The following is a 26,438-nucleotide window of genomic DNA, read 5'->3' on the forward strand; positions in this document are numbered from 1 at the left end:
CTCCTTCGCGCGGGATCAGACGCGTCGTGGGATCAGACGCGTACGCGGGGCGGCGGCTGCTCGGGGCGGGTCCGGGTGGTGGGGGCGACGGACGCCCGGCGGCGGAACGGCAGGCGCGGGTGGCGGACGAGCCAGGTCAGGGCGGCCACCGTCAGACCGAGGGCGACCAGGATCCACGAGGCGGTGCGCAGGGTGGCCGTGAGGGCGTCGTAGACGGCAGCGACGGCCGGCTGGGAGACGTCGGCGGGCAGGTCGGCGAGGGTCAGGTTGCGGCCGATGGCGACGGCGAGGGCGAGCAGCGCGCCGCCGAGGGCGGTGCCGAGCGCGGTGGCGGTCAGCGCCCGGCGGCGGCGGACGGCCAGGGCGAGGCCCGCGACGGCGAACGCGACGGCCGTGATCGGCAGCCAGAAACCGGCGACTTCGAGCACGTGGAACCCCTTCCGCAGGCGGCCCAGTTGCTGGGCCGGAAGCAGGTCGACCTCGGTGTGCTGGACGGGGATGCGGTTCGCGAGCGGTACGTGGTCCTGGGCGAGCTGGGCCTTGACCTGGGCGGTGACGGGCGCGAGATCGACGGTGACCGGGCGTGCGCGGGGGTCGCGCTCGTCGCGCAGGGCCCGCAGGACGGCGTCGTGGGCGGCCCGGTTGCCCTCGTTCCACGCCGTGCGGAACGCCTCGGTCCGGGTGAACGAGCGGACCGCGTCGTGCACGTAGGGGGTGATGGTGCCGCGTCGCACCCGGGCGTCCAACGCGGGACCGATCTCCTGCACGATCCCGTCCCCGAGGGTGTCCGCGACCGCGTCGCGCACGTCCGGGTCGTCGGCGAGCGGCGCCATCGTGGTGACGTAGCGGCCGGTGTCGGAGAGCCCGTACGCCGCCCAGGCCGACAGCGCGCCGAGCGGCACGAGCAGGCACGAGAGTGCGATGAGCGCGGCCGACAGGCCGCTTCGCATACGTCGGGGCACGTTCTCAGCGAAGGCCGTCGCCCGCTCTTTGGCGAGCGGAGAGGCGGCATTCGGGTGACGGGAGGGTGGGTCGGCCGGTTCGGTCGACCGACGTGGGCCGACCGACGCGGGTCAACGGACGCGATGGCCCACGGCGTCCTCGTGCGTGTAGAACCAGTAGAAGCAGAAGAGGCCCGCGACGATGGCGATCCCCAGGGCCAGGGCGGCCGTCGACAGGATCGCATGGCCGCTCTGGCTGTAGAGGAAGCCGAACGCCGCGCCGATGAAGGCGAACCACAGGAAGGCGTGCCGCTCTCGCCGCAGCCGGGGGCCCAGGACGAGGACGCCGGCCAGGAGCGCCATGAACACGATCGTGGTCACGAAGCCGAACAGGACGTTCCAGCCCGTGATCGGTCCACCGTGGCGCCGGTCGGCCGCGGCCCAGTAGCCGTACACGAGCCCCAGCGCGAGCGGTCCCGCCCACCGGCCGATGGTATGGGCCCGGCGGCTGAACAGGTTGGGTGGGCGAGTGGTGCGGGTGCTGATACCGGATACGGGTGCCGCGTGAGCCATGAGAGCGCTCCTCTCTCTCCTCGCCCCCGCCTACCAGAGCACACCGGGGAAGGGGCCCTGGCAAGTCGGTGGACCGGTTAACGTGCTGACGTACGCGACCGACTGGATCACGACACGGGGGGACGATGCCCGGAACCGTGCTGCTGCTCGCGGCCGCGCCCATGGGCAGGGGACGTCTGGTGGACGCCGCGTCCGTGCTGCCGGTGCTGGCCGCCGTGGCGCCCTCCGTGCTGTCCGGCACGGACACCGCGACCGTGGTGGAGCTCGCCGACCCGCTGGAGCCGCAGGCCGTGCTCACCCGGCTGCGCGCGGCCGCGGCGGCGTCCGGCCCGCTGACGGTGTTCCTCGCCGGCCAGCTCCAGCTGGACCGCCGCCAGCGCCTGCCCCACCTGGCGCTCGCCCGCACCACACCGGCGACCGTCCGCTACACGGCCCTGCCCTGGCACTGGCTGCGCGAGGAACTCCGGCTGCGCCCGGACGGCACGACCACGGTCGTGGCCGATCTGCACGCGGACGCGGAGAGCTGGGAACTGCTGCGCGGGCGCCCCTTGGACTGCGGGCGCAACATCGCCCTGTACGGCCGGGTCGCACCGCCGCCGTCCCGGCGCACGGTGGCGGCACCGGCGTACATGAGGGCGGTGGCGACGATCCTGCGCAGCGGGCACCGGCCGGCACCGGCGGACCTGCACGAGCAGGCGCTGTCGCGGCTGGCCGAGGAGGACGGCGGCACCGGTCTCGTGCTCACCGCGCCCGGGTCGGCGCCGGCCGACCCGCACCCGGCTATCGCCGCCTGCGTGCAGGCCGGCCGACACGGCGACGCCGACGCGCTCGCGGCCCGCTGGGAGCGGGCCGCCGCCCTCGCCCACGGAGCCGCCTCCGAGGACGCGCTGCACTGGGCCGAGGTCCGTGCCGACCTGGCGATGTTCGCGGGCGACGCCGCCCGCAGCTGCCGGGCCTGGCTGACCGTGGCCGCCACCCGTCTGGCCATGGGCCAGGCCGCCGACGCCGTGGAGGTCGAGACCGCCGTCGACCGCGCCCACCACCAGTGGGGGCTCATCCGCGATCCCGAACGGGCCCGCGAACTCGGTTCGCTGCTCGCGGAGGTGCGCGGCCGCGTGCCGGGCCGGCGGCAGGGCGCACTGGACCACGTGCGCCGCCAGTTGAGCCAGTTGCAGACACAGGGCTGACACGGGGCCGACGCGGGGCCGGGGGAGGTCCTGCGCAGGCCCGGTGCGGGTCCGGGGTAGGCCGGGCGCAGACCTGGTGCGGATCCAGGGCGGATCCGGTGTGGGTCTGAGGCGGGTCCGGTGCAGGCCCGGTGCGGGTCCGGTGCAGGGCCGCTCCCGGTTCGCCGTGGCAGGTACGGGGCCCGGTGTGGCTGAAACGCACCCTCCCGGGGAGTCGTGTCCTGGTGCCAGGATGGTGAGTCATGGCTGAGGGGGAGGGCGTGGCCGGCCGAGGTGTCCGGGTCCGGCTGGACGGAAGTGCGAGCAGCAAGGACATCGGCGCGCTGAAGGCGTGGCTGGAGCGCGAGAAACCGCTGGATGATCTGGTCCGCGACGGGCAGCTGCGGATTGTCGAGCAGCCGCGTTCGGACGTGCCGCCCGGTCGCATGGGCGCCGGCATGGAGATCCTGTTGCTCCTGCTCGGCGCGGGTGCCGAAGCCGTGTTCGACGAGCTGGTGACGCAGACCAAGCGGGCGGTGGCGGCCTGGCTGGAGAACCGCCGCCGAGTGGAGTCCGGCGACTCACCCGAGCCCCACGTCGATCCGGTGCACCGCGACGAGGGGTAGCCCCGTGGACCGCTTCGACCCGCGGGGGCGGGTGAACCGGGCGCTGCTGGTCGGTGTGTGGGAGTACGAGTACACGCAACCGGACGACCCGGAGGGCGTGCCCGGCCACCTGCCCGCCGTCCGGCACAACCTGGAGCGGCTGGAGGCCGTGCTGCGCCGGGGCGGGATCTTCGGCGGGCCCGAGGAGACCGCAGAGCAGGAGGCCACCGGCGGACGGGAGGTCACCGGTGGGCAGGAGGTCACCGGTGGGCAGGAGGAGATCACCGTCCTGCGCTCGCCGTCCCTGGACGAGTTCAGCGAGGCGCTGCGCACCGCCGCCCATGAGGCCGAGGGGCTGCTGCTGTGCTACTTCGCCGGGCACGGCGCCGTGCCGAGCGCGGGCGACGAGCTGTTCCTCCAGATGCGCAACGCGCACGTGGTGGCCGGCGGCCAGGCCGTTTTCCCGGGCGCGGAGGCGTTCACCGGGATGCTCACCGTGCTCGCCGGGAGCCAGGCCGAGCGGATCGTGGTGATCCTCGACTGCTGCTACGCGGGCAACGCCGCCAAGGTGTGGAACGGCTCCGCCGACCGCCGGCAGCGGGTCCTGCTGCTGATGAGCGTGCAGGCCAATCGGCTCATCGACTCCGGCGACGGCACGAGAGCCACTCCGTTCACCGAAGAACTCGTACAACTCCTCGACTCACGCGGGGAGTTGTCCTTTCTGGAGCTCTTCGACGGGCTGCACGGGCGGATGGTCGCGGCGGGCCGCAGTACTCCGTTCGGGGATCTGTGGGAGCCGCAGTTCGCCGGTGAGCCGGGTACGGACGTGCTGCTGGCGGCGCGGGACGGTGGGCCCCCACCGGGCCCGCCCCCTGTACCGCCGCCCCCCGCGCCGCCGCCTGTCGAGCCGCCGGGTGGTCAGGGCGACACCGGGGGCCTGGTCCGGCTCCTGACAGTCCTGTTCGCCGTGGTGCCTACCCGGGCGCGCGCCGTGATCCGCTGGTTCCGCGGGCTGCGCGGCTGGGCCCGGGGCGTGGTGAGCGCGCTGCTGGTGCTCGCGCTCGCCGCACTCGGTGCCGGCGGCTACGAGCTGGCCGGCCTCGGCGGCGGCCACTCCTGCGCGCCGCCGCTCGAACTGCGCCTGCTGACCGACCCCGACCTGGAGCCCACGGTCCGGGACGCCGCCGACGCGTATCTCACCTCGCGGGCCAACACCACCGCGCACGGCTGCCGTCGCAGCGGCATCACCGTCTACAGCGCGGGCGCGACCGCCGCGGTCACCGCGCTGCGCCGGCAGAACGACGCCTGGCAGGAACCCCGTGTGGAGGACACCAACCCGCAGCGGGACGTCGGACCGCAGCCGGACGTCTGGATCCCCGCCTCCGGCACCGACGCGGCCCGGGTCACCACCGACTGGACCACCCGCAGTTACGTCGAACTCCACCCGGACGAAGAGCCGTTCGTGTACTCGCCTGTCGTGCTGGCCGTCCCGCAGAACCTCGCCGGGGCCGGACTGGACGAGCGCGTAGGGCTGTCGCTGTCCCGGCTGACGGAGCACCTGAAGCGGCAGGACGCGAACGCCGGAGTGCTGCGGCCCGACCCGGAGTTCACCGACTCCGCCCTGCTGGCGACCGTCGGCCTGTACGCCGGCACCGCCGACTCACGCGCCGCCGAGCAGGGCGTACGGCCCGCGGGACCGCCCTCCCCGACCGCCGCCGAGCTGCTGTGCGCGCTGCCCGCCGACCGCGCCGCGGACGGTCGCACCGCCGCGCTCGTCCCGGAGTTCCTGCTCAGGAGTGGGGTGGGCTGCGCGCGGACGACACGGGTGCCGCGGATCGCCGAGTACCCCGTCGACGTGCCGGCGCTGACGCCCACCTTCGTGCGGGTCCGCTGGGAGGGCGGCGACCGGGACGCGGCGGCGCGGGACGACGCCGTCGACCGCTTCCGCACCTGGCTGACCGGAGAGGAGGGGCTGGCCGCGTTCGCGGCCGCCGGCTTCCGGTCCGCGACGGGATCCGGCCACCGGCTGCTCGACGCGGACCACGTCGGCGTGGGCGTCCTGCGCGCCCCCAGCCCGCTGCCGGGCGCGGCCTGGCGCACGGCGATGGAATCGGCCCTCACGCGGTACCGCAGCGCCCACGGCGCCGGCCGGGTCCTCTACCTCCTCGACAGCTCCGGTTCGATGAACACGCGGTGGCCCGGGCCGAGCGGTGGCCCCGGCATCCTGAAGCAGTCCCTGGGCGGGCTCGGCGCCCAGGACGACTACGGGGTGTGGGCGGTCTACGGCCTCTCCGGCGACGGGCCCTACCAGCCGCTGCTCCCCTTCGGGCACCACCGCCGCGCCGACGCCGAGCACGTCATCGACACCGAGGCACAGGTGCGCGACGCCGAGGCCGACCCGCACGCGGCGCTGCTCGCCGCGCTGGACGACATGGCCGGCCGCGGCACCGACGACCAGCGGCCGCAGCTGATCGTCTACATCACCGACGACGAGGACAACAACCGGCTGACCGGCAGGAACCTGGACGAGGTGCTGGCCCGGGCGCGGAAGACGAAGGTGCCGGTGGACATGGTGTCCCTGATCAGCGGCTCCTGCGCCCCGGACCGGCCGGACGCCCGGATCGCCGAGGCGAGCGGCGGCCGTTGCCTGGACGGCGGCGACGACCCCGGCAGGGGCCTGCGGGACGAGGTCGCCCGGGTGGGAACGGGGGCCCACTGATGGCACGACTGGCACGACGACCGGCCGCGACACTCGCCCGCCTGCTGGTGCTGCCGCTGCTCGCGGCCACCGCCTGCACCGGGGGCGGACCCGGGGACGGGCAGACGCCCGCCGCCGACGTGCCCGGCGACATCGTGGTGGCCAGCGGCCGGGACGTGACCGGCAAGAACGGCGTCCGCCAGCAGCTCATCGACGCCTGGAACCAGCGGCAGGAGCAGCAGAACTCCGGCTACCACGCCCGCCTGGTGGAGCTGCCGGGCTCCGCCGACGAGCAGCGCAGCCAGCTGCTGGGCGCGCTCCAGTCCGGCAGCGCCCACTACGACGTGGTCAACCTGGACGTCACCTGGGTGCCGGAGTTCGCCGAGGCGGGCCTGGTCAGGCGGCTGTCCGACGGGGCCGTCGACCACGACGTCATCCCGTCCGTGGCCGGCACCGCCCGCTGGAAGGGCAAGGTGTACGCGGTGCCGTTCAACAGCGACGTCGGCCTGCTCTACTACCGGCGCGACTATCTGAGCCGGGCGGGCGTCCAGCGCACCGGCCCGGACGCGGTCCGCACCTGGCGCGACCTGCTCGGCCTCGGCGACACCCTCGACGCGCACCCGCCCAAGGGGTACCAGAAGCTCTGGACCACGCAGCTGGCCGCCTACGAGGGCCGTACGGTCAACGCCGTGGAGGCGTTCGCCTCGGCGACCGACGACTTCGCGCTCACCGACGACTCCGGCCGCTACGACGGCAGCCCGCGGGAGCTGACCGACGGCATCGCGGAGCTGCGTAAGCGCACCGCCAAGCCGTACACCCTGGACAGCGCCGTCAGTTCCGACGAGGCCTCCTCGCTCAGCGCCTTCGAGGACGGCCGCACCGCCTTCCTGCGGCAGTGGCCGTACGCCTACGGAACGCTGCACCAGAGCTTCACCGAGCAGCAGCTGGGCGTGGCCCCGCTGCCCGGCCGGGCGGTGCTCGGCGGGCAGAACCTGGCGGTGACGATGTCCTCGCAGCGGGCCGGGAAGGCGGCCGAGCTGATCACGTACCTCACCAGCGCCCAGAGCGAACGCTGCCTGCTGGACGCCGGCTTCGCCGCGACCCGTACGTCGGCGTACACCGACGACGGCGTCCGCTGCGCGTCCGCGTCCGGCTCCGGCGGCTCGCCGTCGGCGTCGCCCACCGGCGAGAGCACCGACCACATGCCCCGCGACGCGGCCGGCCGGCCCGGCTACGCCCGCGGCATCCTGCTGCCCGCCCTCCAGCGGGCGGTCTCCCGCCCGCGCACCCCGCTCTACGGGGCGTTCACCCAGACCTTCATCGCTCAACTGGGTGCCCTGTTCACCGACGACCCGCCCAGTGACGCGGTGCTGGCCGGCCGGCTGGACGAGGCGCTGCGCCGAGCGCTGCCGGGCTGAGCGCGAACGCGGCAGACGGCGAACGGGACAGACGGCGAACGGGACAGACAGCGAACGGGACAGGCGCGAACGGGACAGAGGCGGCGCCGCGGGTCGCTAGCGGCTCTGCACGGCCTGCGGGGCGGGGACCGGATCGGCCGAGACCACCGGTCCGGCGTTGGCCGCCGCGATCAGGGCGGCCACGGCGATGACGGCCGCGCCGAATCCTCTGACGCAACGTGCGGAGAAGTGTCCTTGGCGCGCGACAGTGCGTCCGAGCACGGCTACCGACCTCGCAACGACAGTGATGGATTAAGCGGGTTTAACAGTCTCTCCAACGTAGGGGGTGGGAAGGCCGAACGAAAAGAGCGCCAGGGCGAGTTGGGGTTCGGTGGGCGGAAGGTCCGGTACTGAAATCCGGTCAGGCGGACAAGTCCCTGCGCAAGTCGACTTACTGGCATGATGAACCGCATGGCGAAGCGGGACGACCCGGAGACCATCGGGCGCAGGGTGCAGCGGCTACGACGGGAACGGGGCCTGACCCAGCGGCAGCTGGCCGAGCCGGCGTACACCCCCGCGTACATCTCCACGCTCGAGGCGGGCCGGGTCCGGCCCTCCGACGAGGCGCTCCGGCACGTCGCCGAGCGGCTCGGGATCGCCTTCGACGAGCTCGCCACCGGGCGTCCCGCCCATCTCGCCACCGACCTGCGCCTGAGGCTGACCGAGGCCCGGCGCACGCTCGCCACCGGGGAGGCCGTGAAGGCGGCCGAGCAGTACACCCGGCTGCTGGCGGAGGCCGAGGAGCACGAACTCGTGGCCGTCCAGGCCGAGGCGCTGCTGGGGCTCGGCGAATGCGCCCTGGAGACCGGCGAACTGGAGAGCGGCCGGCAGTTCTTCGAACGGTCCGAGCAGGCCCTCGCCGACGCGCCGCTGCCCGCCCGGGTCCCCGCGCTGCGCGGCCGCGCCGTCTCCCACTACCTGGCGGGCGAGCTGCGCTACGCCGTCTACCTGCTGGAGTCCACCCTCGACGAGCTCAACCGGGGCGGACTGCACGACCCGGACGCTCTGCTGCTGCTCTACGCCGGCGTCATCGGGCCGTACATGGACATGGGGGCGCACGCGCGGGCGGCCCAGGCGGCCGAGTTCGCGCTCGCGCTGGCCCCGCAGGCGGGCGATCCCGCGCTGGTGGCCCGGATGCACCGGTCGGTGGCCCGCACCCTGCTCGCCGAGGGACGGATCGCCGAGGCCGACGCCTCGCTCGCCAAGGCCGCGGAGCTCTACCGCGCCCTCCAGCTGCGCACCGAACTCGCCAACTGCCACTGGATGCGCGGCTACGTCTGCGCGCAGAACGGCGAACTGGAGCGTGCCGAGGAGGAGTTGCGGGCCGCCCAGGCCATGCTGTCCGCCAAGCGGGCCGCGCTCTACACCAGCCAGGTCGTGGTCGAGCTGGCCGACGTCCTGCACCGGCGTGGCAAGTCGGCGGAGGCGGCCGACCTGCTGCGGAACGTCCTGGGCGACCTCTCCCCCGAGCGGGGCGCCGTGCACGCCGCCGCCGCGCACCGGCTGCTCGGCATCATCGCCGAGGACGCCCGCGACACGGAGGCCGCCGAGGAGCACTACGTGCGGGCGCTGAGCCTGCTGGAGCGGGCGGGCGCGGCCGGCGACCTGGCCGACCTGTGCCGCCTCCTCGGGGATCTGCTGCGCCGCACCGGCCGCGTGGAGGCGGCCCTGGACGCCTACCGCACCGGCCTGGGGCACCGCACCGCGCCCGGCACCACGACCCTGGGCCCGGCCCCGGCGCAGCCGCCGCTGTGACGGCCGCGCGCCGCCGCGATGGCGGTCGGCGGCTGCCCCCGAGGCCGTAGTCCGTGGTTTCCGTGGGTGGTTCCCGAGGTGGTTTCCGGGGCGGTTTCCGGGGGTGCGCCGGGGGTACCCGCCGCGCGCCCGGGCCGGGGACCCGCATGCGGCTCTCCGGTGACCGGTGCCAGCGTCTCGCCGCGCGGCGACGGCATGCCCGTGCGGATGGGCGCCAGCGACGCGGCGGCCGCCCGCCTGGCCGAGATCCAGGCCACCCTGGGCGACGGGCCGTCGCTGTACGCGGCGCAGGCCGGTGCGCCCGTGCTGGCCTCCGACCTGACGGCGGACCGCGCCGCCCGGCGCTGGCCGGTGTTCGCCCAGCAGGCGGCCGAGGCCGGCGTCCGGGCCGTGTACTCCGTTCCGCTGGGCGACGACGCCGTCTGCGTGGGCACGCTCGACCTGTACGGCGACGCCCAGCGCTGGCCCTGCTGCGCGCCCACGCCTTCGCCGACGGCCGTACGGCACTCGACATGGCCCACGAGGTGATCACCCACGGCAGGAGACTCGACCGCGACTAGCTGGTGCCCTGACCGGCTGGTGTCCTGACCGGCTGGTGCTCCGACCGGCCGGTGCAGTGACTGGCCGGTGCCGTGACCGGCCGGGGGTCAGGCCCGGGTCCGTGCCTCGCGCTGCACCGCCGTCAGGCGGTCCACGCCGCGCTCGACCGCCAGAGCGGTGCTGTCCTTCGACGGGGTGCCTCCCAGGGCCCCGGTGGTGAGGACGATCGCGTCGTCGCCGACGCGTACCGTGGCGAGGTCCACGGTGAGGGTGGTGTAGGTGTCCTGCTCGTACGACTCGGCGGTGAGCGTGAGGCGCAGGCCCTGGCGGGCGTCGCCGACGTCCGGCAGGGCGAGGTCGGCGACCCGTACGTACAGATCGTCGTAGTTCGTGCTCCTGGCGGTGAAGTCCGCACAGGTCCGCGGCATGGTCCTGAGCCAGGCGAGGGTGCGGTCCACGGCCGCGGCGTGCAGCGCGAGCACCTGGTGGCGCAGTTGGGCCTCGTCGTAGCCGTCGTCGTAGGCGGCCACCGCGTGCGCGCCCGAGGGGGCGCCGAACGGCTCCTCGGTGTAGAGGGCGTCGAGGAGGCGCCCGCACTCGGACGTGTCGGCCTGCGCCTTGAGGATGCTGTCCCGCCAGGTCGCCGCGCCTCCGGTCGGCGCCCACGCCGTTCCGAGGTCCGCCTCGGTCAGCAACGCGGCCCGCGCCTGGTCCTGCGTGAGCGTGCCCGCGGGGTCGTGCGGACGGGTGTCCACCGGTGCGGGGACGTGGACGACCCGGCCGGACTGCCCGGCGGTGCAGGCGGCCTCGGTCAGCAGGGCGGCCGCGCAGAGCGCGAAGGCGGCCAGGACACGGGCCGGGGTACGGGACATGGATGCCTCCAGACGGACGGAACACACGCCGCGGACGTGGCGTCCGGGCGGCGGCGCTCCTCCCACGGCACCACCGGGCGGCTCCGCCCACCAGCGCGCCGGTCCGTCCGGGTGAGCACCGCCGGGGTGGGAACGAAGCTGCGGGCGGGGAAGCGGGGGGCGGGAAGGGGACGGGCGCGCGGTACCGGACCGGGCACGTGACGATGGAACCGGCCCCCTACGGCGGGACCCGTACGCCGACCTGTCCGGCGGGACCCGTACGACGGAAGGAGCGCGCTGTGACCTCGCGGCCCACACCTGTGATCATCGACTGCGACACCGGCGTCGACGACGCGCTCGCCCTGCTGTTCGCCGTCCGCCACCCGGGCCTCGAGCTGCGCGCGGTCTCCTGCGTGGCCGGGAACACGGACGTGGACCAGGTGGTACGGAACACGCTGACCGTCCTGGAGCAGGCCCGTGCTCCCGCCGTCCCGGTCGCGCGGGGTGCCGAGCGGCCGCTGCTCGAACCGCTGCGCACCGCCCATCACGTGCACGGCGGGGACGGCATGGGCGACCTCGGCCTGCCCGCGCCGGCCCGCCGGCCCGTCGACGTGGACGCGGTGACGCTGCTCCACCACGAGATCGCGGCCTGCGACCGCCGGGTCACCCTGATTCCCACGGCGCCGCTGACGAACATCGCCCTGCTGCTGCGCACCCACCCCGGGGTCACCCGCGACATCGAGCGGATCGTGTTCATGGGCGGCGCGGTGGCCACCGGAAACGCCACGTCCGTCGCCGAGTTCAACGTCTGGCACGACCCGGAGGCCGCGGCGGTCCTGCTCACCGCGGGGGTGCCGATCACGATGTACGGGCTCGACGTGTTCCTGCGGGTGCTCGTGCCGGAGGCGGACGTACGGCGGCTGTGCCGGTCCGACGAGCCCGGTGCCCGGCTGGCCGGACGGCTGCTGGCCCACCCCGACCCGGCCACCGGCCACGACGTCCCGCACGGCGGCCTCGGTGACGCGGGCACGGTGTGCTCGGTCGCGGACCCGGAGGGGCTGACCACCCACCGGCTGCCGGTGGAGGTGAACCTCGCGCCGGGACCGGCCCGCGGGCAGACGGTCGTCGACCGCCGCCCGCGTCCGGGCGAGGCGGAACTGCACGGCGAGGCCCGCGAACAGGCCCTGGTGGACGTGGCGTTGGACATCGACGCCGAGCGGTACGTCCGGCTGTACCTGAACACCGTCGAGGGCGCCTCGGACGGGTCCTGAGTCGAGCGTGGGTGCCGCCTCAGCCCGCCGCCGGGCCGGGGCTCGGGTCGCCGGGCAGGACCAGGGGGCTCGACGTGGCGCTCGGCGGCGGGGTGAGCACGACCTCGGGCTGTCCGCCGGAGGGGGGCGGCGGGGTCAGGTCCGACTGGGGCAGCTTGGGCGGGGTCGTCTGCATGAAGAGCACCTGGTCGAAGTTCACCAGGCCGGTCTCCTCCAGAACCGTGATGTGGTCCAGGACGGTGGCGTTGGCCTGGTTGGCGAGCTCGCGGACCAGGCTGTTCTTGGTGGTGGAGCGGATCTTCGCGACGGTGTTGAAGATCGAACCGTGGGTCATGCGGAGGATGTTGGCCAGGTCGGAGTCGAACTGCTTGCCGTCGTCCCCGGCGAGCTGGGTGACGAAGCCCTGCTGCTGGGGGCTGGCGGCGTTCGGCAGCGTGATGTTGAGCATGGGCGCGATCCTGCGGCAGCTCGCGTCCAGTTGCGCGTGACCGTCGATCAGGTGCTCGCCCGCCGTGACGACCTCCTTGGTGGTCCCCTTCTTCACCGCCATCTCGCCGACCGGGTACTCCCACAGCCCGGCCGCGCGCACCTTGACCACGAAGTCCCGGTCGTCCTCCGTCAGCGGCCCCCACTGGGTCTGCGCGATGATCCGGGAGCCGTCGCTGGAGACCTTCTCGAGGCCGAGCATGCCCGGGTAGGCGAGCGCGACCAGGGTCAGGCCGAGGGCACCGCCCACGAAGAGAGTTCCCGTCGCGTTCCGCGAAAAGCGCACCGTGCCTCCTGCCCGGTCATGGTCCCGCCGCCGGCGGTTCGGACACCCACATGTACGGGCCGGGAAGCGCCGAGAACCTTTTGATTCGGTAAAGAACACCGAACGGAAGGTGAGGCTGGTCACGTTCGCGGCTGGTTCGGTCCCCGCGTCGGTCGCGGCACTCAAGTCGCCCGGCTCGCAGCAAGGTTGACACAATGTTGACCAGCTCTGGGGAGAGCCCTGGGGGAGGCCCGCCCTACATTCGGCCGCATGCCCCCACAGCCCCGCGGTGTGCCGACCGCGCTCCCCGTCCTGCCCTACCGCAAGCCCACCAAAGGCCGTGACTACTGGGTGCTGGACGACGTCCTGCCCGACGCGGACGCCGTACGGCAGCGCTGCCTGGCCAAGGACGACTGGGTGAAGGGCTACCCGTACACCTCCCAGACCTGGCCCGGACTGCGGACCATGCCGGGCCTGGAGCCGTCCGAACTCGCCCGCGTCGAGCGGCTGGTGAAGAAGGCGACCGGGGCGAAGGAACTGTGGGTGCAGCAGGCGCCCGACGGCGGAACCCTCAACCACAACTGCGTCCAGGTGGTGGGCGCCGGCGAGAGCGAGCCGAGGCCGCACACCGACTCGCGGGCGCTGTGCCGGTACGCGGCCGTGCTCTACCTCAACCCCTCGGTGCCCAAGGACTGCGGGACCAGCTTCTACCGCCAGCGTCTGCCCGGCGGCCGGCTCGGCGGCAACGTGGTGCAGCCCCCGCACCACAACCTCGTCGAGGCCCTCGGTACGCGGTTCGTCGCGCCGGACGCCTTCGAGGAGGACGTCCGCGTGCCGCACAAGGCCAACCGGCTCCTCCTCTACCACGCCAACCTCGTCCACAGCGCGACCGGTTACTGCGGGCAGAGCCTGGAGGACAAGCGCATGACCGCGGTCTTCTTCTGGATGGCCTGACCCGGCCGCATGGTCGTGTCACCCGAACGGCCCCGTGGCCGGGCCGCCTGGGCGGACGTCGGGCCCGGGGGTCGGGTGATACTCGCCGCATCGACCAGGAGGAGGACGAGATGACCGACACCCGTACCGTCGGCGTTCTGGGCACCGGGATCATGGGCGCCGCGATGGCCCGCAACCTGGCGAAGGCCGGACACACCGTCCGGGTGTGGAACCGCACCCGGGCCAAGGCCGAGCCCCTGGCCGCCCATGGCGCGCAGGTCGCCGAAACCCCCGCCGAGGCGGTGCGCGACGCCGACGTGGTCCTGACGATGCTCTACGACGGCGGGACGGTGCTGGAGGTCATGCGCGAGGCCGCACCCGTGCTCCGCCCGGGCACGGTCTGGGCGCAGTCGACCACGGTCGGCCTGGAGGCGGCCGGTGAGCTGGCCGCCCTCGCCCGCGAGCACGGCCTGGTCCTCTACGACGCCCCGGTGCTCGGTACCCGGCAGCCCGCCGAGGCGGGCCGGCTGACCGTGCTGGCGGCGGGGCCGGCCGAGGGCCGGGAGACGGTGACGCCGGTGTTCGAGGCGGTCGGCGCCCGCACGGTGTGGACCGGTGAGGACGCCGCGGCGGCCACCGCCACGCGGCTGAAGCTGGTGGCCAACAGCTGGGTCATCGCGGCCACCGCGGCGACCGGGGAGGCCCTGGCCCTGGCCAAGGGGCTCGGCGTGGACCCCCAGGGCTTCTTCGACCTCATCGCCGACGGACCGCTCGACATGGGCTACCTGCATGCCAAGGCCGGCGTCATCCTCGACGGCGCGTACCTGCCCCCGAGCTTCGCCGTGGCCACCGCGGAGAAGGACGCCCGCCTGATCGTCCAGGCCGGCGAGGCCCACGGCGTCCGCCTCGACGTGGCCGCCGCGAGCGCCGAACGCTTCGCCCGTGCCGCCGCGCGGGGCCACGCCGACGAGGACATGGCCGCGGCGTACTTCGCCAGCTTCTCCGACGACTCCGGCGGTCCCGGCAAGTCCTAGCTAGCCGTTCCGCCGCCTCTGCTCGCCCGTGTCCGCGCGGGCCGGACCGGTCAGCTGAGGCAGATCACCAGCAGGCACAGGTGGGACGGCGACGTGGGCGTGTCGGTGGGGCTCGTCTGCGGGGGCTGCTGGGCGGTGCCGTCGGATGCGGTGGACCCGGACCCCTGGGGCGCCGCCGGGGACGACGGGGAGGTGGCCGACTGACCCGAGCGGCCCGACTGGCCCGACGGAACCGACGGGGTGGACTGGGCCGCCTGACTCGACGCGGCGGCGGAGGCGGAGCCGTCGGCCGCCGGTGCCGCGGTGTCCGGCAGCGGGGCGGTCCGCACCGTCCGCGCCGGCGCCACGTGTGCGCGGGAGGGCGCCGACGGGGCCTGCGCCGTACGGGGAGCGGCGGCGTCCGGGCGTACGTCCTGCGGAGTGGTGCCCTGCGGCGCCGACCACTGGTGCCGGGCACCGCCCGTGGACGGGGACTGTCCGGCGTCGGAGGGCGCCGAGGCCGGGTCGTCGTGCTGCGCCGGCCGGCTGTCCCCCACGGTGCCCGTGTGCGGTGCCTCCGGTGCCGGGGCCGCCTGCGTGCGGTCGGTGGAGTGCCGGTCCATCGAGGCGACGGTCAGGCCTCCCCCGACGAGAGCAACGGCGGTCGCCACCAGCGCCCTGCGCTGGGTTTTCTTCCAGCGGGCCAGCTGACGGCGCCGAGCCGCCCGCCCCGGCCGCTGCCGCGGTGGCGGTGCGTCCGCCGCGTCCGCGGGGAGGTCGGTGGTGCTGTCGCCGGGGACCCCGGCGGGTGCGACGTCCGGGGCGAGGCCCGCGGCCCCGCCCGCCGCGAGGCCCGTCGTGAAGGCCGTCGCGGAATCGGTCGCGGTATCGGTCGTGAAGGGCGCCGTGACGTCCGGTGCTATGTCCGGCGCGTACGCACCGCAACCGGGGCACACCAGGGCGCCGTTGAGGTGCCTACGGCACGTGGAGCAGTAGTCCATCCGGTCTTCCTGACTAGGCCTGCCGAGCGGCCAGTCACGCTAACAAGGCGCGCGAGGGACTGTGTGCAGCCTGTGTGACGCTCCTGCACGGATTCCCGGCACCCGGTCCGGGCGTGCCGCCGCTCGGATCCGGGCCGGTCGTCGGGCGCCCGGTCAGACACGCTCGGTCAGGCGCGGTCGGTCAGCTCGTCGGCGTACACCTGCGACAGCGGCTGAGGACCCACGTACTGCTGGCAGTTGCACTGCCCCGGCTCGAAGCGCAGCGGCTTCTTGTTCTCGTCCCAGGCCGTCGGCACCTCGACGCGCTCGTGGCACCGGCCGTTCTTGTCGTGCTTGGCCAGATGGTGGGTGCATCCGCAGATCGGCTCCGGCGTCTTGTGCGCCGCCTCGACGGCCAGCCGCTCGGCCTTGGCCGCCTCCAGCAGTTCGAGCTTGCGCTCGTGCCGGTTGCGCAGCGCGCCGCGGACGTTGTCCGCGAGCCAGGCGAAACCGCCCGTCCAGAAGACGATCAGTACAACCCAGATCCAGCCCATCGGCCCTCACCCTTCCCCCGCGGAGTCCACTGTGATTTTAGGAGGTATCCCCGGTGTTTGCGTCGGGCAGGGCCGGGCGGCCTCGCGGACCGGCGGCCGGTGGCGCGGACGCGGCGGCCGGTGGAGCGGGTGCGGGCCCGTCGGGGCACCCGCCGGGGCCGGGGTCCGCCGCCACCGGGCCAGTACCGCCGCCGGGCCGGGCAGCCATCTCGGGGCGCGGCCGTGGAAGAGCGCGAGGACGATCGCCGTGGCCACCGCGATCAGGTGCTCGCGGCCGGCCAGGTTCGGCTTGACCACCGACTCCAGCACCATCGAGCCGCCGGTGAGGAAGAACACGACCGGGGCGCGCCGCACCACGGACAGATAGGTGAACAGGCCCACCACGGCGGCGGACGGCCCGGTGTCGAGGATCCGGCCGGCCCCGGGCGGCAGCCCCAGCCCCCACCAGCCGGGCCCGACCGCGATCATCACCCGCACGGTGAGGGTGCCGGCCAGGGTGGTCGCGTACGAGACGAACAGCGTGCGGCCCCTGCCCAGGGTGAGTTCGGCCAGCGCGAACGCGAGGAACAACTGGGTGATGCCGGCCCACACCGGCAGGTCGAGCGCCGGGACGTACAGCGACACCGGGGTGCGCAGCAGGGCCAGCCACAGCGGCAGATCGGCCTGGACTCCGCCGAGGACCCGTACCACCGCCTCCCCGGCCGGCCGCTGCGCCACCGCGTGGAAGAAGATCACGCCGAAGGCGGCCACGAAGGCCAGCACCAGCCCGGACAGCCCCCGGCGGGCCAGTCGCCGTACCGGGTCGACGACGATGCCGTGCCACTCGGCGCGCAGTGTCCGCACGGCGAACCGGGCGCATCGCGCGGCCACCTCACGCACCCGCACCGATGCGTCGTCCGCCCCCGTGCCGCCGTCCGGCGGCCGGTCGTTCCGCTCCCCGCGGCCCCGCCACTCGTCGTCCGCAGGTCCCCCCGGACCCGCCGAACTCCCTGGTCCCCCCGGCCGCCCCAGCCGCTCCCTCGTACCGCTGTACTGCTGCACCGCTGTCCGGCTCCTTAGCAGTTCCCCCCACCCCACCGTGCGCACAACCGTATGGACCGTAATCCAGTTCGCCGCGTTCCCACAGACGGCCTCACAGCGGGGGCAGCGGTGGCGGGGGCGGCAGGGGCGGCAGGGGCGACAGCGGCCGCGTCGGGTTCAGGGCGGGATGGCGCAGGACGGAGTGCAGGGCCGCCACGGCACCGCGCACCGCCGCGGTCTGCGGCCGCGGCACCGCCCGGACGTGGCTGCGCAGCCGCGCGGAGAGCCGGTAGGCGACCTCGGGCCGCAGGGCGCCGCCGCCGACGAGCAGGGGGCCGCGGTCGAGGGCGTCGGCGTATGCGGGCCGGGGGTCGTCGCGCAGCAGCCCGGTGACCATCGTGGTGACGGCGGTGACCAGTTCGGCGAGCGCGCCGGCGCGCACGTCGTCGGTGCCCATGGTGGCCCGGCGGGCGGCGGCCACCCGGCCGTCGGTGAGCAGGGCCACCTCGCTGAGCTGCGCGCCGACGTCGATGACGAGCATCGCGCCGGACAGGTCGGCGCCGGCGCCCAGGGCGGCGGCCCGGACACCGTCGATGGTCAGCACGGCCTGCGGCCGCAGTACCTGAAGGACGCCGACGGCGGCGGTGTGGAGCCGCGGCCCGCTCAGGACGGGGGCGGTCACGACGACGACGGGCCGGACGTCGTGCGGGACGCGGTCGGCCAGCAGCCGGGAGACGAGCCGGGTCGCGCCGGCCGGGTCGACGACGGTGCCGCGCCGCACGGGGCGGGCGGCGGCCGAGCCCTGGTGGGTGACGGTGGGCACGTCGAGGATGTCGCCCATGCCCTGAGCCCAGACCCGGGTCCGCGCACTGCCCAGATCAAGGGCGATGCCCGGACCGCGCCCGTGGACCGCCCCGGTGGGCCCGCGGCCTCCCGGGGCGGCGGTCGCCGTGCTGTCGCCGAGGATCACCGGTCGGCCTCCTTCACCTCGGGCAGGAAACGCGCGTGCCGGGCAGGAATCGCGCGTGCGCACCGCCTCGCGTGGCGGCGCCGTCGGGCGCGGGGACCGGATCAGCCGGCGCGCTGCTGGCAGGGCACGCAGCAGCGCGCGTACGGCAGGATCTCCAGACGCTCCACCGGGATGGGCTTGGCGCAGTCCTCGCAGTCGCCGTAGGAGCCGTCGTCCAGCCGCGCGAAGGCTGCCTCGATGTCCTTCAGCGCCCGTTTCAGGGCGGTCTCCTGCGCGGTCAGGAGGTCGTCGGCCTCCTGACCGCCGTCCTCGCTCTCCTGGACGGCCCGCAGCTGGGCGAGGCGGGAGTTGCGCTCGTGTTCGAGGCGCTGCCGGGCATCGTGCGCGCTCAGGCGCTCGGCCGCGGAGGCACTGCTGGTGGTCTCCCACGACATCGGCGATACGGTCCCTTCGAACTGGCCCTTCTGGCAAAAGGAGCCGGTGACGAGGGGGGCCGCGGTGACGTACGGCCCCCCTCCTGACCCTCCAGCGTGGCCGCGCGAGCGCACCGCGGCCATCGGTCGCAGTACCCATTTCCGGTGGGCGGCGGGGTGCACCGCCGCCCACCGCAGCGGCCGCCTCAGACCCGGGCGGCCGGTGCGGACCGGCGGGCGGGGCTGCCGCGCCGGGTGCCGCCCGGGGTGCGACCCGAGGTGCGGCTGTGGCGGCGGTGCATCTCGATGGCCAACGGGGTGGCGGTGAACACCGAGGAGTAGGTGCCGACCACGAGACCGATGAGCAGCGCGAGCGCGAAGTCGGTCAGCGAGTCTCCGCCGAACACCGCCAGGGAGGCGAGGATCAGCAGGGCGCCCATGCCGGTGTTGATCGTTCGGGGCAGTGTCTGCTGGATCCCCAGGTTGGCGAGTTGTGGCAGCGGCATCTTGCGGTCGCGTCCGAGCAGCTCCCGGATCCGGTCGAACAGGACGACCGAGTCGTTGACCGAGTAGCCGATGACGGTGAGCAGCGATGCCAGGAACACGCCGTCGATGGGCTTGCCCAGCCAGGCGAAGACGCCGACGAGGATGACGACGTCGTGCGCGAGCGCGGTCACCGCGGCGGTGCCCCACAGCCAGCGGAAGCGGGCGGCGAGGTACAGCAGCTGGGCGCCCAGGGCCACGGCGAGGGCGATGAGCGCGTTGCGGCGCAGTTCCTCGCCCAGGCTGGGCCCGATCTGCTCGTCGCGGACCTTCTCCGTCTCGCCGCCGAGGGAGCTGACGGTGTCGGTGACCTTGGCCGCCTCGGCGTCGGTCAGGTCCTCGGTGCGCACGGTCAGGCCGTTGTCGTTGGAGGACTGCACGAGCGCGCCGGGGAAGCCCGCGTCGGCGAGGGCGCTGCGGGCCCGGTCGGGGTTCACGGCGGTCGCGGTGGTGTACTCGATCAGCCGGCCGCCGGTGAACTCCAGGCCGAAGTTGAGGCCCCGGGCCACGATGCCCGACCCGGCGAGCACGAGCACGACCGCGGCGGTGGCCAGCCAGCGGCGCGGGTGGCGCATCAGCTGCGGGTCGCGGCGCACGACGAGGTTGCGGATCCAGCCGGTGTTCGCGAGGCCGGTCAGCAGGGGACGGCGGCGCACCGACGCGCGGGACACCGCGAACTCGGCGAGCACCCGGGTGACCACCAGGGCGCTGAACATGGAGGCGAGGACTCCGAGGGCGAGGGTGACGGCGAAGCCGCGCACCGGCCCGGTGGACAGGAAGAACAGCAGCCCGGCCGCGATCAGCGTGGTGATGTTGGAGTCGGCGATCGCGCTGAAGGCGTTGCGGAATCCGGCGGTCAGGGCCGAGCGCGGACTCGGCCGGTGCATGCCGGCGTACTCCTCACGCGCTCGTTCGAAGACGAGCACGTTGGCGTCCACGGCCATGCCGATCGCCAGGACGAAACCGGCCAGGCCCGGCAGGGTCAGGGTCGCGCCGAGGGCGGCCAGGGCGGCGTAGGAGAGCACTCCGTAGCAGAGCAGGGCCAGGGCCGCGAGGAAGCCCGTGAGGCGGTAGACGGTGATGATGAACAGGATCGTCAGGGCGGTGCCGATCACCGCGGCCCAGGCGGTCGCCTTGATGGCGCCGGCGCCGAGGGTGGGGCCGATGGTGTGCTGTTCGACCGTCTCGACCGGCACGGGCAGGGCGCCGCCGTTGATGAGCAGCGCCAGATCGCGGGCCTCGGCGTCGTCGAAGGAGCCGGTGATCTGCGTGGAGCCGTCGGCGATGCCCGTGCCGCAGGCGACGGACGGGGAGACCTGCGGCGAGGAGATGATCCGGTCGTCGAGCACGATGGCCACCCGGCGCGCGGGGTCGCCGACCTGGCGGCACGCGGCCTCACTGGTCAGCTTGGCCCACGCGGCCCGGCCCGCCTTGTCGAAGTCGACGGTGACGGTCCAGCCGGCGCCCGTCTCCTGGTCGAAGAGGGCTTGGGCGCCCTTGACGTCCTTGCCGGTCATGGCGCTGTCCTGAAGGCGCAGCCGCTGCCCCGACTCGTCGGGCAGGACGAGCTCCTTCGGCTCCCCGGGTTCCGTCTTCCCGGATTCCGGCTTCCCGGGTTCCGTCGACTTCTCGGGTTCCTTCGAGGCGTCGGGCTCGGACTTGGCGGGGTCCTCGGTGGCGTCGGGGGCGTCGACAACGCCGGTCACCGGGTGGAAGGTCAGCTGGGCGGTACGGCCGAGCACGTCGGCCGCCTTCTTGGGGTCCTGCACGCCGGGCAGCTCGACGATGATCCGGTTGCTGCCGGAGCGGACGAGGGACGGTTCGGAGACGCCGAGTCCGTCGACCCGGCCGCGCAGCACTTCCACGGCGCGGTCGGTGGCCTCGCGGTCGGCCTTGGCGGTCGGGGTGGAGCGGGTCTCCAGGACGATCTGGGTGCCGCCGCGCAGGTCGAGTCCGAGGCGGACCGGAACGGTGGCGGCGATGTAGACGGACAGGGCGATCACGGCGAGGGCGAACAGCGCTCTCACCCGGGAGGTTCGGTTCGTGCGTTTCGTGGGTTTCGTGCGTTTCAACGGGGCCTCCGGCAGGCACGCCGCGACTGCGGCCGACGCGGTCACGGCGGTCGAGGGGCGAACGGGGACGTCAGATGCCGAAGGCCCGCGGCGGCGCCCGGCCGCCGTCCTGCACCACGTGCACCGTGCGGGCGGCCACGGTCACCGGGACCGGTCGCGTCCGCCCGGGTGCGGGGAGGGGGACGTCCGTGACATCCCCGGTGGTGGCGAACTGCCCGTGCGCGACGGGCCGGTCCCCGTGGAACTCCTGCCGGGTGCCGTCCTGCGCGGAGCAGACGACGGTGCACCCCTGCCCGGCATACGGCGCGTCCGCAGGACGCCCCCCGGCGCCGGGGGCGCCGGTACTGGGAGCGGAGCCGGGCACCCGGGTCTTTCCGTGCTCTTCGTGCTTTCCGGGCGTTCCGGTGCCGGCGGGCGCGAGGGCCGCCGCGGAGGCCGGCGTGGGCGTGATGGGTGCGGGCAGTGGCGGGGGGCTGCCGGTGGTGAAGACCGCCAGGAGGGTGAGCAGGACGGCCGTCACGAAGGCCGGCACACGGGAGGCGGAGACGGTGCTCGACGCTCGGTGCATGCACCGTCCCCTTTCCTGGTGGCACTCGTGGCGGACGCTGTCGTACCCGGGTTCCCGGCCGGGGAGTGGGCAGCCGGGACCCCGGGGGGTCGTGGGGCGGGCGGTCAGGGTTCGATCAGGCCCGCCCGGATGGCGTAGCGGGTGAGCTCCAGGCGGTCGCGCAGACCGAGCTTCTGCAGCAGGTTGGCGCGGTGCCGCTGGACGGTCTTGATGCTGATGAAGAGGATCTCGCCGATCTCCTTCGAGGAGTGCCCCTCCGCCACCAGCTTCAGGACCTCCTCCTCGCGGGGCGTCAGGACCTGGTCCGGGGTCTCCTCGCCGTGGCGGACCCGGTCGAGGTAGTTGCGGATGAGCGCGGTCACCGCGCCCGGGTACAGGAACGGCTCGTCCCGCATCGCCGCCCGGCACGCGGCGACCAGGTCCTGGTCGGCGACGGACTTCAGCACGTACCCGCTGGCACCGGCCTTGAGCGCCTGGAAGAAGTACTGCTCGTTGTCGTGCATGGTGAGCATCAGGATCCGCAGGTCCGGCTTGAGCGCGACCAGCTCGCGGGTGGCCTGGAGTCCGGTCAGCCGGGGCATCGCGATGTCCAGCACAGCGAGGTCGATGTCGCGCGTGCGGGCCATCTCGATGGCCTCCGCGCCGTCGCCGGCCTCGGCGACCACCTCCAGGTCCGGTTCCTGGTCGAGGATGAGCCGCACCCCCCGGCGCACCAGCGCGTGGTCGTCGGCGAGCAGGATGCGGATCGTGGTCGGGTCGGACATGATCAGGTCTGCTTCCTGGGGACGACGGGCGCGGTCAGCCGGACCTCGGTTCCGGCCGCGGGGGCGGGGGCGATGTCGAGTCCGGCCCCGATGAGCAGGGCTCGCTCGCGCATGCCGCGTATACCGGCGCCTTCGCACGCGGCCTTGATGCCGCGGCCGTCGTCGGTGATGGCCAGTACCACGGCGTCGTCGGTGCGCCGCAGGCTGACCTCGATCCGTTCGGCGTCCGCGTGCCGGGCCACGTTGGTCAGGCTCTCCTGGGCGACACGGTAGAGGACCAGCTCGGTCTCCGGTTCCAGGGCGGGCAGGTCGGCGTCGAAGCGGCGCACCACCTGAAGCCCGGTGTGGGTGGCGAAGTCGTGGGTCAGCGAGGTCAGCGCGGCGACCAGACCGAGGTCGTCCAGGACGCCGGGCCGCAGCCGGCGCACCAGCCGGCGGACCTCGTCCAGGCTCGACCGGGTGATCTCCTGCGCCTGGTGCAGTTCGTCGCGCAGCGGTGGGGCCGCCTCGTCCGCGGCCCGCTTGAGCGCGAGCAGGATCGCGGTCATGCTCTGGCCCACCTCGTCGTGCAGCTCCTGCGCGATACGGCGCCGCTCGGCCTCCTGGGCGAGCAGGACCCGGGCACTGCTCGTCGCGCGCTCGTTCTCCAGCCGGTCGAGCATGGCGTTGAACGTGCGGATCAGCTCGGCGACCTCACCGCCGCCCTGTTCGGGCAGCCGCTGGCCGGGGCGCAGCAGGTCGACGGTGGTCATCAGCTTCGTCACCCGGCCCAGCGGGGCCAGCCCGAAGCGCAGCAGGGCGGCGTTGGCGACCAGCATGACGGCCAGGCCGCCCACCAGGATGACGGCCTCGGTCAGCACGACCGGCACCGAGACGGTCACCGGGGCCCACAGCAGCAGGGCGGTGGCCGAGCCCAGCACCACCGCGTTGAGCCCGAAGATCCGCCAGAACAGGGACACCGGGGTCAAGCCTCCTTCCGTGATGCGGTCTGCCTCTACTGTCGGGCATCGCGCATCCTGGACGAGCCGCGGCCCCTGGTCCCGACCGGGCCTGCCGCCAGTCTGCCGTTCGCCGGCCGCCGGGAGCGATGGGGCACGCTCCCCATTTCGCCGGGTGCGCCCTACCCATGCCCCGGTCGAGTGGATCCCCCGATCGGCCGCAAATGGGCTCTGGACCCGATGGGAAACCGCGGCGGGTTCGACCAGGGTTGAGCGGTGACCGACCCCCGTTGCAGAAAGAAGGGCACTGAAAATGTCGCTCGACGCCGCCCGGACCGAACCCCGTGAGCGCCAGTCTGCTCAGGAGGCCCGCCGGCGCCTTGAACACGCCCGCGAGACCCGGATGGTCCAGCTGGAAGCCCTCGGCGAGACCGGGCAGACGGCGGACGACCACCTGATGTCCTCCCAGCGTGAGGCCATCCAGGGGGTGCTCAAGGAGATCGATGAGGCGTTCGCCCGGATCGAGGACGGCACCTACGGGACCTGCCTGGGCTGTGGCAAGCCGGTTCCCGCGGAGCGCTTGGAGATCCTGCCGTACACGGGTCACTGCGTCGGCTGCCGGCGCCGCAGCGCCTGACCGCCGCCCGCCCGTCCGCCCTGCCTTCGTCTTCCGCCCTGCCCGAGGGGTGAAATGGTGAACCACCAGATCATCGACGACCGCGACACGTCCCTGACGGTCGAGGACCTCGCCGTGCTCCGCGCGAACCTCGACGAGCAGCGGCTGTTCCGTCAGGAGCAGCTGGAGCAGATCTCGGCCGCCGCGACGTCCCGCGCGGACGCCCTGCTCCAGCGGCAGGCCTCGCAGGTGGAGGTCCGCGTCAAGCTCGCGGCCTCCGCCCGCATGGTCCTCGCCGACGTCGAGGCGGCCCTGGAGCGTATGGACGACGGCAGCTACGGCGTCTGCCACCTGTGCCGGCGTCCCATCGCACGGGAACGGCTGGAGATCGTGCCGCAGGCCCGCTACTGCGCGCGCTGCCAGCAGGTCAGGGAGGCCGGGCGGTGAGCGTGACCCAGCGTTCGCGTGCGGCCGCGGCCGCACGGCACCGGTCGTGGCCGCTGGGTCGGCAGGGCTGGGGCGTCGCCCTCGACATGGGCAGCGCCCGTACCCGCGCCTGGGTCGCCGGGCGGGGTCTCGTCCTGGACGTTCCCACGGTGACGTTCCCCGGCTCCGGGGCGGTGTATCCGATCCAGCGCGGCACGATCATCGACACCGCGGGCACGGCCCGGATGCTCGACCGCCTGCTCGGTAACCGCCTGCCCCGCTTCACCCGCCCCCTGGTCGTCCTCACCGCGCCGGTACTGGACGGGGTGGCCTTCCGGAACGAGGCCCGTACGGCGGTGGAGGTGCTGCGGCCGCGCGGGGTGCTGACCGTTCCCAGCGCGCGGGCCGTCGCCCTGGCCGCGGGCGCGGACCTGTCCCGCCCGCTGCTCGTGGTGGACATCGGCGCGCATCTGACCGAGGTGGTGCTGCTGTCGGAGGGCGCCGTCGTCGACGCGCGCCGCACCGCGCTGGGCACCAGCGACCTCGACTCCGCCTCGCCGGTGCAGATCTGCGAGGCGGTGGCCACGATGGTGACCGCGATGCTGCGCCAGGACCGTACGTCGCTCACCGTGGACGCGCTGCGCCGGGGCGCGCTGCTGGCCGGCGGGGGCGCCCTGCGCCCGGAGATCACCTACCACCTCACGGGCAGGCTGCACGCGCCCCTCAAGGCCGTGGCGGCGCCGCACACCGCTGCCGTTCGCGGTGCCGCCACCCTGCTGCGCGACGCGCACGACCACCCCGACGGCCCGGCGGGCGAGTCCTTCGAGCCGCCCGCCTTCTAGACCAGCCCCCGTCCCCACCGCACCAGCGCCACGGATCCCACGAAGCCCACTGGGTCCACGAGCCCACTGGGTCCACGAGCCCATTGGGTCCACGAGCCCATTGGGTCCACGAGGACACGGGCCCACGGGCCTACGAGGCCCACGAGGACACGGAAGGAGGGCCGCAGCATGGCCGGCGGCATCCCTCGGGCACAGCCGCCCCCCGAAGGACTGTCCCCCGACGAACCGCTCCCCGACGAACTTCCCAGCCGCGTGCTCTGGCGCCTGCGGCGCAACCCGCTGCGCCGCCCGAGCGACCTGCTCCAGGCGTGGATCGGCCTCGGCGTCCTGCTGGCGGTACTGGCCGGCACGCCCGTGGCGGTGTTCCTCGTCGGCGACACCGCCCTGCGCCACTACGCGCGGGCGGCCGAGCACCAGGACAGGACGCGGCGTCAGACCACCGCGGTCCTCCTGCACGACGCACCCCGCCATCCCGAACCGGGCTCCGCGGAGGCGAGGAACACCCGCTACCCGGTACCGGTCCGCTTCACCGACCCGGGCGGGCTCGCCCGCACCGCCAGGACCCACGTCGAGCCCGGTCTGCCCGCGGGCAGCTCCGTCGACGTATGGGCCGACACCGACGGGCGGCTCACCGAGCCGCCCCTGACCGCCGCTCAGGTCCGCGGCCACAGCACGGGCTGGGCGGCCCTCGCCGCCCTGACCGTCCCGGTCGCCGGCGCCGGAGCGTACGGCGCCGCCTGCCTGCTGCTCCGCCGCCGCAACCTGGCCGCCTGGGACAGCGCCTGGGCCCGCACGGCCCCTCGTTGGACGCCCTCCTCGTGATCTCTCCGCGGTCCCGTGGCGCCGACGGCTACGGGCCGCGCCGCCCCGTACCCGGTACGGCCCGTGAAGGCGGAGGCACGGTCCGGCCCCGGATTCCCGATCTTGACGCTGCACTGTCAGGTCACCGGCATGGAAGCCCCATCGAACGCTGCCGGAAACCGGCAATGTGCGCGGCGGACCTGATCGGGCATCATGTCGCCAGGGGAGCACCGCGGACGGTTCCGGTGCCGGGCACCGGCAGATGTCCGGTTCCGGAACCGGCAGGGGGACGTACCGCCGCCCGGTGTGCCGCAGGGGGAAGAGGGGGCTCGACGACGTTGCGGCGCATCCGCCGCCCGCTGCCCGGCGCCTGAGCC

At 74.3% G+C, this 26,438-nt stretch carries 27 protein-coding genes; 13 read left to right on the forward strand and 14 right to left on the reverse strand.

Translation table 11 applies throughout. From position 1 onward, the window contains the following. Positions 1–32: 32 nt before the first annotated feature. Together ACTYVM_RS15470 and ACTYVM_RS15475 are read right to left on the reverse strand one after the other, a co-directional pair. On the reverse strand, positions 33–962 hold the full coding sequence (locus ACTYVM_RS15470; RefSeq protein WP_445524683.1) for a hypothetical protein: 930 nt from the start codon (positions 960–962) through the stop codon (positions 33–35). 111 nt (positions 963–1,073) lie between these two features. Further along, positions 1,074–1,514, reverse strand: a complete 441-nt coding sequence (locus tag ACTYVM_RS15475) for a hypothetical protein (protein WP_445524682.1) — start codon at positions 1,512–1,514, stop codon at positions 1,074–1,076. Positions 1,515–1,639: 125 nt separating this feature from the next. On the opposite strand from ACTYVM_RS15475, the gene ACTYVM_RS15480 reads away from it, so the two are divergent. From ACTYVM_RS15480 to ACTYVM_RS15495, 4 genes are all read left to right on the forward strand, one after another. Further along, complete coding sequence (locus ACTYVM_RS15480) at positions 1,640–2,701, forward strand: hypothetical protein (RefSeq protein ID WP_445524681.1); 1,062 nt, start codon at positions 1,640–1,642, stop codon at positions 2,699–2,701. Positions 2,702–2,943: 242 nt separating this feature from the next. Beyond that, positions 2,944–3,306 (forward strand): effector-associated constant component EACC1, encoded by a 363-nt coding sequence (locus ACTYVM_RS15485; protein WP_445524680.1) that lies wholly within the window; start codon positions 2,944–2,946, stop codon positions 3,304–3,306. Positions 3,307–3,310: 4 nt separating this feature from the next. Next, on the forward strand, positions 3,311–6,004 hold the full coding sequence (locus tag ACTYVM_RS15490) for a caspase family protein (protein ID WP_445524679.1): 2,694 nt from the start codon (positions 3,311–3,313) through the stop codon (positions 6,002–6,004). Continuing rightward, positions 6,004–7,401, forward strand: coding sequence for an extracellular solute-binding protein (locus ACTYVM_RS15495; protein WP_445524678.1), 1,398 nt, complete (start codon positions 6,004–6,006; stop codon positions 7,399–7,401). Before ACTYVM_RS15490 ends, ACTYVM_RS15495 begins: the two co-directional genes overlap by 1 nt. A 96-nt stretch (positions 7,402–7,497) precedes the next feature. Here ACTYVM_RS15495 and ACTYVM_RS15500 read toward each other — a convergent pair whose 3' ends face one another. After that, positions 7,498–7,662: a hypothetical protein gene (locus tag ACTYVM_RS15500; RefSeq protein WP_445524677.1), complete on the reverse strand. Its 165-nt coding sequence runs from the start codon at positions 7,660–7,662 to the stop codon at positions 7,498–7,500. Between the two features lie 189 nt (positions 7,663–7,851). Here ACTYVM_RS15500 and ACTYVM_RS15505 point away from each other — a divergent pair, with 189 nt between their 5' ends. Both ACTYVM_RS15505 and ACTYVM_RS15510 read left to right on the forward strand, forming a co-directional pair. Further along, positions 7,852–9,195, forward strand: coding sequence for a helix-turn-helix domain-containing protein (locus ACTYVM_RS15505; RefSeq protein WP_445524676.1), 1,344 nt, complete (start codon positions 7,852–7,854; stop codon positions 9,193–9,195). A 159-nt stretch (positions 9,196–9,354) separates the two neighbouring features. After that, positions 9,355–9,723, forward strand: a complete 369-nt coding sequence (locus ACTYVM_RS15510) for a GAF domain-containing protein (protein WP_445524675.1) — start codon at positions 9,355–9,357, stop codon at positions 9,721–9,723. A 119-nt stretch (positions 9,724–9,842) separates the two neighbouring features. Here ACTYVM_RS15510 and ACTYVM_RS15515 read toward each other — a convergent pair whose 3' ends face one another. Continuing rightward, the gene (locus tag ACTYVM_RS15515) at positions 9,843–10,607 is read right to left on the reverse strand and encodes a hypothetical protein (RefSeq protein ID WP_445524674.1); all 765 of its coding nucleotides are present in this window, start codon (positions 10,605–10,607) and stop codon (positions 9,843–9,845) included. Positions 10,608–10,885: 278 nt separating this feature from the next. Here ACTYVM_RS15515 and ACTYVM_RS15520 point away from each other — a divergent pair, with 278 nt between their 5' ends. After that, complete coding sequence (locus ACTYVM_RS15520) at positions 10,886–11,857, forward strand: nucleoside hydrolase (RefSeq protein WP_445524673.1); 972 nt, start codon at positions 10,886–10,888, stop codon at positions 11,855–11,857. A gap of 19 nt (positions 11,858–11,876) precedes the next feature. On the opposite strand, the gene ACTYVM_RS15525 is transcribed toward ACTYVM_RS15520, so the two are convergent. Beyond that, the gene (locus ACTYVM_RS15525) at positions 11,877–12,629 is read right to left on the reverse strand and encodes a DUF4142 domain-containing protein (protein ID WP_445524672.1); all 753 of its coding nucleotides are present in this window, start codon (positions 12,627–12,629) and stop codon (positions 11,877–11,879) included. Between the two features lie 249 nt (positions 12,630–12,878). On the opposite strand from ACTYVM_RS15525, the gene ACTYVM_RS15530 reads away from it, so the two are divergent. Then, positions 12,879–13,562 carry a DUF6445 family protein gene (locus tag ACTYVM_RS15530; protein WP_445524671.1) on the forward strand — a complete coding sequence of 228 codons (684 nt, stop codon included), beginning with the start codon at positions 12,879–12,881 and terminating at the stop codon, positions 13,560–13,562. 110 nt (positions 13,563–13,672) lie between these two features. Then, positions 13,673–14,575 carry an NAD(P)-dependent oxidoreductase gene (locus ACTYVM_RS15535; RefSeq protein WP_445524670.1) on the forward strand — a complete coding sequence of 301 codons (903 nt, stop codon included), beginning with the start codon at positions 13,673–13,675 and terminating at the stop codon, positions 14,573–14,575. A gap of 50 nt (positions 14,576–14,625) precedes the next feature. Here ACTYVM_RS15535 and ACTYVM_RS15540 read toward each other — a convergent pair whose 3' ends face one another. The 9 genes from ACTYVM_RS15540 to ACTYVM_RS15580 form a co-directional block, all read right to left on the reverse strand. Continuing rightward, on the reverse strand, positions 14,626–15,555 hold the full coding sequence (locus ACTYVM_RS15540) for an SCO2400 family protein (RefSeq protein WP_445524669.1): 930 nt from the start codon (positions 15,553–15,555) through the stop codon (positions 14,626–14,628). 167 nt (positions 15,556–15,722) lie between these two features. Beyond that, on the reverse strand, positions 15,723–16,088 hold the full coding sequence (locus tag ACTYVM_RS15545; RefSeq protein WP_445524668.1) for a hypothetical protein: 366 nt from the start codon (positions 16,086–16,088) through the stop codon (positions 15,723–15,725). A gap of 6 nt (positions 16,089–16,094) precedes the next feature. Further along, positions 16,095–17,129, reverse strand: a complete 1,035-nt coding sequence (locus ACTYVM_RS15550; protein ID WP_445524667.1) for a hypothetical protein — start codon at positions 17,127–17,129, stop codon at positions 16,095–16,097. Between the two features lie 91 nt (positions 17,130–17,220). Next, on the reverse strand, positions 17,221–18,078 hold the full coding sequence (locus tag ACTYVM_RS15555) for a rod shape-determining protein (protein WP_445524666.1): 858 nt from the start codon (positions 18,076–18,078) through the stop codon (positions 17,221–17,223). 101 nt (positions 18,079–18,179) lie between these two features. Continuing rightward, the gene (locus ACTYVM_RS15560) at positions 18,180–18,512 is read right to left on the reverse strand and encodes a TraR/DksA family transcriptional regulator (protein WP_400030276.1); all 333 of its coding nucleotides are present in this window, start codon (positions 18,510–18,512) and stop codon (positions 18,180–18,182) included. 185 nt (positions 18,513–18,697) lie between these two features. Further along, positions 18,698–21,106, reverse strand: coding sequence for a protein translocase subunit SecD (gene secD / locus ACTYVM_RS15565; RefSeq protein WP_445526493.1), 2,409 nt, complete (start codon positions 21,104–21,106; stop codon positions 18,698–18,700). A gap of 70 nt (positions 21,107–21,176) precedes the next feature. Continuing rightward, on the reverse strand, positions 21,177–21,674 hold the full coding sequence (locus ACTYVM_RS15570) for a hypothetical protein (RefSeq protein WP_445524664.1): 498 nt from the start codon (positions 21,672–21,674) through the stop codon (positions 21,177–21,179). Positions 21,675–21,778: 104 nt separating this feature from the next. After that, positions 21,779–22,438: a response regulator gene (locus ACTYVM_RS15575; protein WP_445524663.1), complete on the reverse strand. Its 660-nt coding sequence runs from the start codon at positions 22,436–22,438 to the stop codon at positions 21,779–21,781. A 2-nt stretch (positions 22,439–22,440) separates the two neighbouring features. After that, positions 22,441–23,397, reverse strand: coding sequence for a HAMP domain-containing sensor histidine kinase (locus ACTYVM_RS15580; protein WP_400030816.1), 957 nt, complete (start codon positions 23,395–23,397; stop codon positions 22,441–22,443). A 292-nt stretch (positions 23,398–23,689) separates the two neighbouring features. On the opposite strand from ACTYVM_RS15580, the gene ACTYVM_RS15585 reads away from it, so the two are divergent. The 4 genes from ACTYVM_RS15585 (at position 23,690) to ACTYVM_RS15600 (ending at position 26,082) form a co-directional block, all read left to right on the forward strand. Further along, the gene (locus tag ACTYVM_RS15585; protein WP_445524662.1) at positions 23,690–24,013 is read left to right on the forward strand and encodes a TraR/DksA family transcriptional regulator; all 324 of its coding nucleotides are present in this window, start codon (positions 23,690–23,692) and stop codon (positions 24,011–24,013) included. Positions 24,014–24,067: 54 nt separating this feature from the next. Beyond that, positions 24,068–24,439, forward strand: coding sequence for a TraR/DksA family transcriptional regulator (locus ACTYVM_RS15590; protein WP_445524661.1), 372 nt, complete (start codon positions 24,068–24,070; stop codon positions 24,437–24,439). Further along, the gene (locus ACTYVM_RS15595) at positions 24,436–25,260 is read left to right on the forward strand and encodes a rod shape-determining protein (protein WP_400030265.1); all 825 of its coding nucleotides are present in this window, start codon (positions 24,436–24,438) and stop codon (positions 25,258–25,260) included. The genes ACTYVM_RS15590 and ACTYVM_RS15595 overlap by 4 nt, the downstream gene beginning before the upstream one ends. Before the next feature lie 168 nt (positions 25,261–25,428). Beyond that, on the forward strand, positions 25,429–26,082 hold the full coding sequence (locus ACTYVM_RS15600) for an Rv1733c family protein (protein ID WP_445524660.1): 654 nt from the start codon (positions 25,429–25,431) through the stop codon (positions 26,080–26,082). The last annotated feature ends 356 nt before the right edge of the window (positions 26,083–26,438 follow it).

The sequence above is a fragment of the Streptomyces cyslabdanicus genome (assembly GCF_052663305.1).